Annotated in this window: 10 protein-coding genes; 9 read left to right on the top strand and 1 reads right to left on the bottom strand. The window is 32.7% G+C overall.

Going from position 1 to position 12,245, the window contains the following annotated elements; translation table 11 throughout:
- Positions 1-423: 423 nt before the first annotated feature.
- The 4 genes from licT to OCV48_RS13675 all read left to right on the top strand — a co-directional run bounded on the left by licT (position 424) and on the right by OCV48_RS13675 (position 4,175).
- Positions 424-1,275 (top strand): BglG family transcription antiterminator LicT, encoded by an 852-nt coding sequence (gene licT / locus OCV48_RS13690; protein WP_021982694.1) that lies wholly within the window; start codon positions 424-426, stop codon positions 1,273-1,275.
- Positions 1,276-1,512: 237 nt separating this feature from the next.
- A complete protein-coding gene (locus OCV48_RS13685; RefSeq protein ID WP_021982693.1) occupies positions 1,513-1,770 on the top strand; it encodes an HPr family phosphocarrier protein in 258 nt (85 codons plus the stop codon).
- Positions 1,771-1,803: 33 nt separating this feature from the next.
- Positions 1,804-3,426, top strand: coding sequence for a phosphoenolpyruvate--protein phosphotransferase (ptsP, locus tag OCV48_RS13680; RefSeq protein ID WP_147592246.1), 1,623 nt, complete (start codon positions 1,804-1,806; stop codon positions 3,424-3,426).
- Positions 3,427-3,587: 161 nt separating this feature from the next.
- Positions 3,588-4,175, top strand: a complete 588-nt coding sequence (locus OCV48_RS13675; protein ID WP_262559948.1) for an AAA family ATPase — start codon at positions 3,588-3,590, stop codon at positions 4,173-4,175.
- A 78-nt stretch (positions 4,176-4,253) separates the two neighbouring features.
- Here the strand turns inward: OCV48_RS13675 and OCV48_RS13670 are convergent, their stop codons facing one another.
- Positions 4,254-4,613, bottom strand: coding sequence for a helix-turn-helix domain-containing protein (locus tag OCV48_RS13670; RefSeq protein WP_262559947.1), 360 nt, complete (start codon positions 4,611-4,613; stop codon positions 4,254-4,256).
- Between the two features lie 162 nt (positions 4,614-4,775).
- Between OCV48_RS13670 and OCV48_RS13665 the strand changes: the two genes are divergently transcribed.
- From OCV48_RS13665 to OCV48_RS13645, 5 genes are read left to right on the top strand one after another with little or no spacing between them, the layout of a single operon-like run.
- Positions 4,776-4,994 (top strand): hypothetical protein, encoded by a 219-nt coding sequence (locus tag OCV48_RS13665; protein WP_021982689.1) that lies wholly within the window; start codon positions 4,776-4,778, stop codon positions 4,992-4,994.
- Positions 4,991-6,697, top strand: a complete 1,707-nt coding sequence (locus tag OCV48_RS13660) for a phosphoadenosine phosphosulfate reductase domain-containing protein (RefSeq protein WP_147592244.1) — start codon at positions 4,991-4,993, stop codon at positions 6,695-6,697. Before OCV48_RS13665 ends, OCV48_RS13660 begins: the two co-directional genes overlap by 4 nt.
- A 10-nt stretch (positions 6,698-6,707) precedes the next feature.
- Complete coding sequence (locus tag OCV48_RS13655) at positions 6,708-7,565, top strand: DUF4007 family protein (RefSeq protein ID WP_262559950.1); 858 nt, start codon at positions 6,708-6,710, stop codon at positions 7,563-7,565.
- Positions 7,566-7,574: 9 nt separating this feature from the next.
- Complete coding sequence (locus OCV48_RS13650; RefSeq protein WP_147592242.1) at positions 7,575-11,030, top strand: hypothetical protein; 3,456 nt, start codon at positions 7,575-7,577, stop codon at positions 11,028-11,030.
- A 14-nt stretch (positions 11,031-11,044) separates the two neighbouring features.
- Complete coding sequence (locus OCV48_RS13645; protein WP_147592241.1) at positions 11,045-12,226, top strand: aminotransferase class V-fold PLP-dependent enzyme; 1,182 nt, start codon at positions 11,045-11,047, stop codon at positions 12,224-12,226.
- Positions 12,227-12,245: the final 19 nt, after the last annotated feature.

Below are 12,245 nucleotides of genomic sequence, written 5' to 3'. Positions count from 1 at the left end.
ATAGTAACAGAAACTATGTGCAAGAGTAAATTCCGAATTTGATGATTTTAGGGTTAGGAAACTGGAATTTAAAAATTCACATTACGCAAAGATATTGAATTCATATCTAACTTAATATCCCGTAATTTGTATATATTGCATAAATTATAAGAAAGTTTACGTTTAAAATATACAAAAATACATAAAAATATTGACAATTTACACGATATATATTAAACTTAAGTTAGTAGTAAAGAAGGCGTGTAACTGGTCAGGCAGGCATAACCATCATTTGAAAATAAGAGTATCCTTTTATATTCGATGTATGGTTATTTTTATTTTAAAGAAAATACTTCGTACTTACTTTATTTACTTTAAAATAAAAATGCTCCATATTTACAAAGTAATATTATAATTCGGCTTTAACTTGCCGGGAGGGACAAAATGAAGATAGAAAAAGTACTGAATAATAATATTATAAGCTCATTAGATGATAAAGGAAGAGAACTGGTCTTAATGGGCAAAGGTCTTGGATTTGGACGAAAAGCAGGCGAAGAAGTAGATGAATCCAAGGTGGAGAAGATATTTAGACTTGACAGTAATACAGAATCTAAACATTTTCAGGAAATAATCGAGAATATGCCTATTGAACATTTACGGCTTACAACTGAAATTATAAAGTATGCATACGATATAATAACTACTAAATTAAGCAGAAGCATATATGTGACACTTTCAGATCATATTAATTTTGCGATAGACAGATTTCATAAGAATCAGAATATGAGCAATCAGCTAAAAACTGAGATTAAGAAATTTTATCCGCTCGAATACCAGATAGGTCTTAAGTCTCTAGAGATGATAAAGTCAGAGCTTGGTATTGAACTGCCAGAGGATGAGGCGGCATCAATAGCGATGCATTTTGTAAATGCTGAATTAGATAATACAAATATGAATCAGACAATGATGATAACTAAGATGATTCAGAATTGTATGAATATAGTTAAATATCATTTTAAGATAAAGCTTGATGAAGAATCTGAATATTATTCAAGATTTGTTACCCATCTTAAATATCTGACCTACAGATTATTTACGGGAACCGGATATGAGACGCATGGTGAAGAAGATGAAGAATTATTCGAGATGATAACTAGAAAATATGCGGATGAATACAAATGTGCGAAACGAATTGCATTATTTGTGGACAAGGAACTCAATTTTATACTTCCTGACGAAGAACTTATGTATCTGACAATACATATAAGAAAAATAACTTATAAAAAGCCAACGTAAGAAAATAGTAAAATCAAAATCAGTCCGCTTAGGATTGTTACTGGTAAAGCAGGCAAAACCCAAGAGACTGGCATTAATTATAATAATATAATATTTTGCCGGTTTTTTGGGTATTTTAATATAACAGGATTATTAAGGTTTTCAAAGTTCAAAGCCTGAAGTCATAAGATGATTACAGGAAAGAGACTTAAATATAAAATAAAAAAAGAAAGGGCGCAAAAGCGCAGGGTGACAATTATGAAAAAATTTAATTATGTAATTACAGATGAAGTTGGAATTCACGCAAGACCAGCAAGCTTACTTGTTAAGGAGGTTAAGAAGTATGCTTCTAAGGTTACAATTGAAGCAAATGGTAAATCAGCAGATGCATCAAAGTTAATGGCGGTTATGAGTCTCGGAGTTAAAAATGGTGCAGAAGTTACAGTCAGTGTTGAAGGAGAAGATGAAGAAACAGCCTGTGCAGAAATTGAAGAGTTTTTTAAGGCTAATCTGTAAGAGCTGTAATATGAAAGGCAAGGGTGTGAACATATGGAGAAATTTACCGGAAAATCAATATTTAATGGAATTGCAATAGGAAAAATACTTTTTTATTCAAAAGATGGTGTTCAGATTTTCAGACATAAGGTTGAAGATACTGATGCAGAAATTGCAAGATATAATAAAGCTAAGGAAAAGGCAATTGAAGAATTGAATGCCATCTATGAAAAAGCCGTAAAAGAAGTCGGAGAAATGAATGCGGCAGTATTTGAAGTACATGCAATGATGTTAGAAGATGATGATTATAATGATTCAGTAAAAAATATTATAACTTCGCAGGGCGTTAATGCCGAATATGCTGTTGCTACAACCAGTGATAATTTTTCTAAAATGTTTGCGGAAATGGATGATGAATATTTTCAGGCAAGGGCAATAGATATTAAGGATATTTCAGAGAGAGTCTTAAATATTTTAGCAGGAAGAAGCAGTGAAAATATTCTTGGAGATGAGCCGGTTATCGTAGTTGCAAATGATTTAGCTCCAAGTGAAACAGTACAGATGGATAAAGAAAAATTACTTGCATTTGTTACAGAAGGGGGTTCATCTAATTCGCACACAGCAATACTTGCCAGAACTATGAATATTCCTGCACTTATCGGAATCAAGATTGACAGGGAATGGAATGGTAAGATGGCGGTTGTAGACGGTTACAATGGAGAACTTATCCTTGAACCAGATGAAGCTACAATTAAGGTTATGAAAGAAAGACAGGAAAAGATTGCCAAAGACAGAGAAATGTTACAGTCTCTTAAAGGAAAAGAAGATGTGACACTTGATGGAAAACATATTAAATTATATGCAAACATCGGAAGTGTGGCAGATGTTGCAAATGTACTTAAAAATGATGCAAATGGAATAGGACTTTTCAGAAGCGAATTTTTATATCTTGAAAATGATACATTTCCAACAGAGAACGAGCAATTTCAAGCTTATAAAGCGGTTGCTGAGAATATGGCAGGAAAGAAGGTTGTTATCCGTACATTAGACATTGGAGCTGATAAGCAGGTAGATTATTTTGGACTTGATAAAGAGGATAATCCGGCAATGGGATATCGTGCCATAAGAATATGCCTGAAACAGCAGGATATTTTTAAGACACAGTTAAGAGCATTATTAAGAGCTAGTGCCTATGGAAATATTTCAATAATGTTTCCTATGATAATATCGGTAAATGAAGTAAGACAGATTAAGGCAATCGTTGCAGAGGTTAAGGAAGAACTTATAAGTCAGGGCATTACAGTGGGTGATGTGGAGTTAGGCATAATGATAGAGACACCAGCTGCCGTCATGATAAGTGATTTGCTCGCAAAAGAAGTAGATTTCTTTAGCATTGGAACAAATGATTTGACACAATACACACTTGCAATTGACAGACAGAATTCTAAACTTGATGATATCTATGATTCACACCATGAGGCTATATTAAGAATGATCAGAATGGTTGTGGAAAATGGACATAAGAACAATTGCTGGGTAGGAATCTGCGGCGAATTAGGTGCAGATACAACACTTACAGAAGAATTCATTAAGATGGGAATTGATGAATTATCAGTATCACCTACATTTGTACTTCCTATAAGAAAAATAATAAGAGAAATAAAAGCAGGAGAATAGTTATAAATTTCATAAAATATTTAGATATTATTTGATATAAAAATGTTGTCTTATTCACAAAGTAATGATATAATATAGCGAATTAGGGTCGATGTACCCTAATTCGTTTTGTGTGTTAAATAAAATTTTACATATATCATATTATTAGGTAAGGTGACATTATGAAGAAACTTATTTTAGTGACAAGTCCACCAGCTTGTGGAAAAACATTTGTATCAATGAAGTTAGCAGAAGCTTTAAGCCATGTTGTATATCTTGATAAAGATACACTTATCTGTCTTAGTAAGCAGATTTTCAAGGTAGCTAACCAGCCATATAACAGAAGTAGTGATTTCTTTAATGCAGAAATCAGAGATTATGAATATGAAGCTATTATGGCTCTTGCAATGGAAGCATTAACATATGAAGACACAGTATTAATAAATGCACCATTTACAAGTGAAATCAGAGATGATGAGTACATAAAAGGACTTAAAGGAGAGCTTAAGAAGAAAGGTGCTAAATTAGTTGTTGTCTGGGTTAGAACAGATCCAGAGGTATGCCATCAGAGAATGATTGACAGAGCATCAGACAGAGATACATGGAAGTTGACACATTGGCATGAATATATTAAGAATGTGAACTTTACAATACCAACTAATCTTGAAGACCCTAATGATCCTGGAACATTATTAATATTTAATAATTCATCAGAAGAAGAGTTTGATAAGAGTCTTAAAGAGATTACAGCAAAAATAGAAGAAGCATAACAAAAGTTTATGCTTCTTCTTTTATTTATATATTGAGTTATAGCTGTATAGCTTATTATATATTATTTTAATATCATTTTATATATCAAGTAATTTATTAACCGCAGATTGCAATTCAGGCATACTGCGGTATTTTTTTATTAATCTCTTCTCAGCAGTCGTTAATATTATTGGATCTGTATCAGGTGTTTTATATCCGAATGTTCCCAGGATATTTTCTATTCCATAAATTTTACAGAGAAATAGCAGGGTATCAGCATCGGGTTGTGTAGTTCCATTTTCCCAGCCATATATAGTCTTAATTGCAACATTTATATCATTTTCAGCAAGAGATTCAGCTACATCACTCACAGACATATTTCTTAATTTTCTATAATATCTCAACATTAAACCGATTTTTGGATTCTTCATATTATATACTGTAAACCTTTCATTCAAATAAAGCTTCTTAAGGTATAATAATCCAGCTTTTTGGTGGTGTCAATGAAATGTATTGTCGAAAAAGAAAATATTTATTGAAATTCTATCTAAACAAGAATATAATAAGAAAAAGATAAGAATAATTCTTTAGAACAAAGAAACGAAAAGGAAATTCTGCCTATGTTTGATAAGAGTGTAACTAAACATATATATGAATACATAGTTAATAACAATATTTCATTAAGCCAGATAAATGAATATACAGGCATATCAGTAGATGAAATCATAAGTGAGGGCAGAAAGCTGAATGCTACAGAGCTGCTTAGTCTGTGTGAATATTTGAATATACAGCCGAACAGATTTGTGGATACAGGTAATCCTGAACGGAGGTTAAAGTGATTAAATACTGGTGTGTAAGAGATAATATAGAGGCTAAGGAAAGTATATGTAATATTTGTGGAGAGAGAACAGAAGTACAGTCCGTAATCTATTGGTGTGATAAGTGTAATGTCCCTGTTTATGAAGATAAATGTCCTATATGTGGCAGTCACTTGAGGAGGCTTACTTCAGATGTAAGACCGGTATTTCCGGAAGAGAGACTGTTAATCGAGATAGCCCTGGGAAAACCGTTTGCTTATATAAAATCATCTGTATGGAATGGTACTGGTAATAATTATTATGCAGATGGTAAGAGGATAAATGTATCTGTTAAAAAACTTATGGAGCTTGATGATAATTATGTGAGAAATGAATATAATCGTTTGTCAGTTGATAATAAATATGAATATTTTAATGAAATTATAGCAAAGTTCATACATGCAAATGAAGACAGATATAACTACATAACGAAAGAAGCAATGTCTTATATCCGTGATAAAGCAGCAGGTTATGATTTAAATGAGATGTTTGTATCTTTTAGTGGAGGTAAAGATTCTACGGTAACATCAGATTTAGTAATGAAAGCACTTAGTACGCCAAGAATTCTGCATATTTTCGGAGATACGACGTTAGAATTCCCTGAGACGATGAAATATGTGGAGGAATTTAAAAAAGAACACCCTAAGACCCCGCTTATTTCTTCGAGAAATAAGGATAAAGATTTTGAAGAATTGTGTAAGCAGATAGGACCTCCGAGCAGAGTAATGAGATGGTGCTGCACGATATTTAAGACGGGAGCAATCTCTAGAAGGATAGATATTCTCTTCAAGAATAAGAAGAGAATACTGACATTTTATGGGATAAGGAGAAGCGAATCGGCAAGCAGAAGCAAATACGACAGAGAATCAGATAGTCCAAAGATTGCGAAGCAGAGGACAGTTTCGCCTATAATTGACTGGTTTGATTTTGATGTATGGTTGTATATGCTTACCGCAAAGGTTAATTTTAACAATGCATACCGTTTAGGCTATGCAAGGGTTGGCTGCTGGTGTTGTCCTAATAATAGTGACTGGTCGGGTTTCTTATCTAAGATTCATATGCCTGAGCAATATTTTCATTTTAGAGATATGCTGATTGAATTTGCCAGGAATATCGGTAAGAAAGATGCAGAAGTATATATAGACAGCGGTAAATGGAAAGCAAGACAGGGTGGAAATGGCATAGAGTATGCCAAGACTTCGGTTGTCTCATTTGCACCATGTGCATTAGAAGAGAATGCGTTTAACTATGAATTACAGAAGAATATAACGGAAGAATTCTTTGAATTATTTAAGCCATTTGGCGAGCTTAATTACGAGATGGGTAATAAGAGACTTGGAGAAGTCTATGTACTCGGCCATAATGGGAATGTATTACTTAGAATTCAGGGAAGAGTCGGAAGTAACCAGTTAAAGGTAATTATTGTCAATTATAGAATTGCCGGCTCTAGAAATATTAAAAACGCAGAAGAGAAGATAAAGTGTCAGATAACGAAATACCAGATGTGTATGGCATGTCTTGCATGCGAGGCAGTATGCCGTCATGATGCGATTAAGATTAGTCAGGATAAAGACGGAAGAATTAATTATAGAATTGATAATGACAGGTGTAAACATTGTGGCGAATGTGTAGGTCACTTTGTGGGTGGCTGTTATATGAGAAAAGTATTAGCGATTAAGAGGTAGTGTGAAAAATATGAAATACAAGTTAAAAGGTCATGAATCATTTATGCCTAGAGAAGGCTGGCTTAGTAAAGCACTCAGATTAATAGAGACTGAACCTAAAATGTTTTCATTAAACTATGGTGCAGATACACTTGGCGTGGGTGCTAATATGGCAAAGGCTGTTAAATACTGGGCGCTTGCTTCTGATTTGATAGAAGAAGATGTGAAATACAGTTATAAAAGGACAGCCTTAGGTGAATGTATATATGAAAATGACAGATATATTGAGGATATATTTACCCTATGGATATTACATATAAATATTGCAAGTAATTTCGAGAAAGCAACCATATGGAATCTGTTCTTTAATGCAGGTAATCTTGAAGAATTTACTAAAGAGGATATGATAAGAATTATGTCTAATCATCTTGCGAATGTTATTGGAACAGATGAATTCTCTGAGAAATCATTAGCGGATGACTGTACCGGAATACTTAATATGTATTCTAAAGTAAGATGTAAGAATTATGATCCGGAAGAGAATACGATAAGTCCTTTTACAAGACTTAGACTAATTACTAAGAATAATCTTAAGTATAAAAAGACTGTGCCGGACATAGACAAACTTGACGAAAAAGTTGTTCTATTCATACTTAATAGAATGATAAATAGTAAAGATGACAGAAGCATTAATATCAGTGATGCGACTTATGGTAATAATGGTTTAAAGGCATTACTGAATCTTAAAATAAATGATGTGTATGAATATCTGGATAAATTGGCAGAAAATGAATATATTATCTTAAATAGAACGGCAGGACTTGATATGATTTATCTTACTAAAGAGATGTCAGATACTGACATTCTGAATGAATATTACAACGGTTAGGAGAATTTAATGAGTGAGTTACAAAGTATCATAAAGATAGATAATAATTTTCAGAAATCTATTAATCTTCAGTTAGATATTGGAAATGAGAATAAGGTAGGCAAGTATATTGCAACTGAATCTTCTATGTTAATTGAGAATGAATACATTAATTCAATAAAGAATAAACACACAGGAAGAGCTACGATAATTGTCGGACCTTATGGAAAGGGGAAGTCGCATTTATTGTTAGATTTGATATCTAAACTTTCACATGCTGACAGACCATTTCTTCCTGTTATCATTTCACCTGGCGAATCATTACAGATTTCCTTTAAAATTGCATTAAATCAGGCTTTAGAAAGAGCAGGCATTAAGGAGATAGTTGTCGATTCGTATTATGAAGAAGCTATTAAAGTTATATTAAAATGGAAGAAAGAATATAAGGATACATATGAGAAATTTAAAGAACTTATAGATACTAATGAGAAAGCCTTCTGCTTTAATCTTAGAAGCTGCAGGGAGAAAACACTTAATGAGTTCAAGAAAATATATGCGATTCTGACTTCAGGTAATGAATTTAATCCATTGATTCAGGAGGATGTCATAACTATATACAGGGAAATAGCTGATAAATTATGTAAAGACTACAATTATTCAGGTATTTTTATAGTATTTGATGAGTTCAGTAAATTTATCGAGGGACATTTAGTCGATGGCTTTGCAAATGATATGAAGTTATTGCAGGATATGTGCGAGCTTGCTAACAGGTCAGATGAAAGCCAGATACATATTACATTTGTTGCACATAAGAGCATAAAAGAATACGGCAACAGAATAGATAAAAGTGTAATTAATGAATTCAGGGGAGTTGAAGGACGATTAAGAGAAATACGATACGTGGTGTCCTCAAGAAATAATTACGAAGTTATTTCAAAGGTTATATGTAAAGATGAAAAGAAATTAGATAAATATCTACATGCACGAAATGACTATGATTTATATGAAGATATTCTAGATAAGACATTTGAGATGAAGATATTTTCGAATATATTTGATAAGGATAAATTTAATGAGATTATGGGTATCGGTTGTTATCCCCTTACACCTTTATCAGTATGGCTTCTTAGCAATATAAGTGAAAAAGTTGCACAGAATGAGAGAAGTATATTCACATTCTTATCAGGAAATGAGGGACATTCTTTATCAGATATAATTAATATTAATGATAATACCGGAATGTTTATAGGTGCGGATGCAATTTATGATTATTTTGAAAATATATTTATGGATGAACACGATAACCAGAAGATTCATAATGAATGGCTAAGAGCAGATTATGCACTGCATCAGACAGAAGATTTACTTGAGAAACAGGTGATAAAGACCATTGCGTTATTAGAAATGTGCAGTGGTAATGATGATGTAAGTATAAATGACAATACAATAAGACTCTCACTTGGAATAAGTAGCACATTACTAGAACAGGCAGTAAGCAGTCTGAAGGCTGAGAATATAATTGTCTGGAGAAACAGAACTAATTCATATAATTTCAAGATTAATATAGGAATTGATTTAGAAAATGAGATAAAGAATATTGCTTATTCAAAGTATGATAATGTGGACGAATGTCTTGTAATAAGCAGGATTATGGAAGAAGAATATGTACTTCCTAAGAAATATAATATGGAATATACGATGACAAGATATTTTTCATATGAATTTATGACAGAAGATACATTTATGAAGATTAGCAATTCTGAGTATTTATTCAAGGACAGATTCGCTGACGGCAAAATCATTATGATTATTTCTGATAAAATTGCAGATATTAGCAAGGTACAGGAAAAGGTTAAGAAATTAGCGGATAAAAGAATTGTTGTATTATGCTCAAAATATGCATTTACAGGTTATAGCTATATTAAGAAATATATGGCAGCAAGGGAATTGTCAGGTGATAATGAATTTATTGAAAGCAATAAGGCATTAGTGCAGGAATTAGAATTGTATATTCAGGATTTAATTTATGAGGTAAATGAAATTATAAAATATAATTTTATGCCTGAATACAAGAGGTCAGTTATAGTAACATACACTACATTAGAAAACATAGAAGATGTATATTCAGAGGTGGGCTTTAACAGACTATTAAGTCGGATATGCAGTAATTACTATAATAATGCGCCTAAAATCAATAATGAGATGATTAATAAAAATACACTTTCTGCTCCAATAAGAAAAGCCAGAATTAAGATTATCGATGAAATTCTCACAAATGGTGACGTTACTAAGTATGAAACAGGGACAAGTCCTGAAGCGACTATTTACAGAGCCGTTAAAAAAGGAATTTATGACAGCGGAACAATATGTGTGTATGGTATAATCGGCGATTTTGTAAAAAAATGCAATGGTAAAAAAGTAAGTTTTGGAAAATTATTTGACAGGCTGCAAGGTGAAAATATCGGTGCAAGAAAGGGAGTTATACCTATCTATATTGCTAATGAAATAACCAGTATTAAAAGAGCAGTTGTTATCTATTACCATGATAAAGAGGTATCTTTTAATGGAACAACATTAAATAATATCTGTGATAAGCCTTATGAATACAGCATGTTGATAGAGCGTGGATGGTATGATAAAGAAGAATATGGCAAACGTTTATATTATGTATTTGGCGGTGATATAGAGAAGTATTCTGAAGCAGGATATGACAAAATGAATATAACTATGCAGCTTATTCAGAAATGGGTAAGAGGTTTACCACAATATACACTTGTAAGTAAATATTCTGATAAGAAACTCAATAAGTTCATTAAATCTTTAAAAAGAGTAGATATTAATCCAAGAGATTATCTGTTAGAAGAGCTTCCTGATATTCTCGGAGCAAATGGAGATTTCTCATATAAAGAATTAGTAGAAGATGTTAGAAGGATGAAGCAAAAACTCGATGGATTTATTGATATAAAGTATAGGCAACTTGAAAAAGCCACTAAGGAATTATTTGGTGGTGCAAAACGGGATGATTTATACAGAGTGCTTATGAACTGGAATGATTCAGTGGAGAAAAAGGTATCAAGTTCAGTAGTAAGCCAGAGACTTAATCAGTTTATTATGCTGCTTAATTCGCTGAAGACACACAATAATAAAGTTATTATTTCAGAGATTTCACATAATCTTATCGGTATGTATGTAGAGAACTGGGACGATAGCTGCGAAGAGAGATATCTTACAGCGTTAAAGGAAGTAATTGACGAAGCCTCCGGAATAAATGATATCTCAGAAAATACTGACGGAAAGCAGAAGATAGTATTCACAGATTCTAATGGAAACATTGTAGAGAAATATTATAACAAGGCTGATGATGATGGTGTAAGTGATTATCTTATTAATGCAGTCGAATCAACAATTAATGAATTTGGTGATTCACTTGAAATGAATGAGAAAGTTTCAGCAATGATAAAGATATTAGAGCAGATGTTGAAGTAAAGGAAGTGCTAAAAATGATTTACTTAGATAATGCCGCAACTACATATCCAAAACCAGAGGAAGTCTATGAGATAATGGACAGAACTAACCGTAATTGTGCGTTTAATACTGGCAGAGGTTCATATAAGGCTGCAAGAAAATTAAATGAGCTGCTTGAGAATACAAGAGATAAAATAGTGAATCTGGTATATGGAGATTGTCACAATGTTGTATTTACTCCATCAGTAACAATTGCACTAAATCAGATTATAAATGGGTTAGAGGCAGTTAATTCTAAAAATGATGCAGTTGTATATGTATCGCCATATGAACACAATGCAGTTGCAAGAACTCTTGCTTTACTTAAGAGTAAAAGAGAAAGCATAAAGAGTGGATTAATAATACGTGAACTTCCAATTAATCCCGAGACATTAGAGATTGATTTAGATAAGGTTAAATATGATTTTGCAATGGAACCTCCGGCTTTAATATGCTGTAATCACATAAGTAATGTTACAGGATATATTTTACCGGTACAGAGTATCTTTGAGTATGGTAAGGAATATAACTCAATTAATATATTAGATGCTTCACAATCATTAGGACTTGTAAAAATTATTGAAGATAGAGCAAATAGCCATTTTATAAATGCTGATTTCATAGCATTTGCAGGCCATAAAAGTCTGTATGGTCCATTTGGGGCAGCAGGCTTTATAACTAATAATAAATATGAATTAGCACCATACATAGCAGGTGGAACAGGAAGTGACTCGCTTAATCTTCATATGCCGGAGGAGATAACTGTCGGTCAGGAGCCTGGAAGCCACAATATCGTAGCCATAGCGGGACTAAGTGCTGCACTGGATAATATAGAACATAATATGATAGAAGATGTATACAAATACGAGAAAAAACTGACAGACAAGCTTATAGACGGATTAAAGAAAAACAGAAATATAAAATTGTATCTGCCTGCAAATATGCATAATCATATCGCAATTGTATCCTTCAATGTAAAGGGTTATAAGGCTGATGAGGTTGGAAAAATTCTAGATGAAGATTTTGATATTGCAGTAAGGACAGGTTATCATTGTGCACCGTATATCCATAAGTGGCTTCATAGCGAAGAATATGCAGGTACAGTAAGAGCGAGTATCGGAAGATATACGACAGAAGAGAATATTGAAAGTCTTATAGATGCGTTAGAGGAATTGTAGAAAATATGGTGTAGAAACG

Origin of the sequence: Bovifimicola ammoniilytica, assembly GCF_025567085.1 — a bacterium.
Lineage (GTDB): Bacteria > Bacillota > Clostridia > Lachnospirales > Lachnospiraceae > Bovifimicola > Bovifimicola ammoniilytica.
The sequence above is the reverse complement of the archived record's forward strand: the minus strand, read 5'-3'. Positions and strand labels throughout refer to the sequence as shown.

Coding starts and splice junctions, on each gene's coding strand:
- licT (WP_021982694.1), top strand. CDS start 424: ATGAAGATAGAAAAAGTACTGAATAATAATATTATAAGCTCATTAGAT.
- OCV48_RS13685 (WP_021982693.1), top strand. CDS start 1,513: ATGAAAAAATTTAATTATGTAATTACAGATGAAGTTGGAATTCACGCA.
- ptsP (WP_147592246.1), top strand. CDS start 1,804: ATGGAGAAATTTACCGGAAAATCAATATTTAATGGAATTGCAATAGGA.
- OCV48_RS13675 (WP_262559948.1), top strand. CDS start 3,588: ATGAAGAAACTTATTTTAGTGACAAGTCCACCAGCTTGTGGAAAAACA.
- OCV48_RS13665 (WP_021982689.1), top strand. CDS start 4,776: ATGTTTGATAAGAGTGTAACTAAACATATATATGAATACATAGTTAAT.
- OCV48_RS13655 (WP_262559950.1), top strand. CDS start 6,708: ATGAAATACAAGTTAAAAGGTCATGAATCATTTATGCCTAGAGAAGGC.
- OCV48_RS13650 (WP_147592242.1), top strand. CDS start 7,575: ATGAGTGAGTTACAAAGTATCATAAAGATAGATAATAATTTTCAGAAA.
- OCV48_RS13645 (WP_147592241.1), top strand. CDS start 11,045: ATGATTTACTTAGATAATGCCGCAACTACATATCCAAAACCAGAGGAA.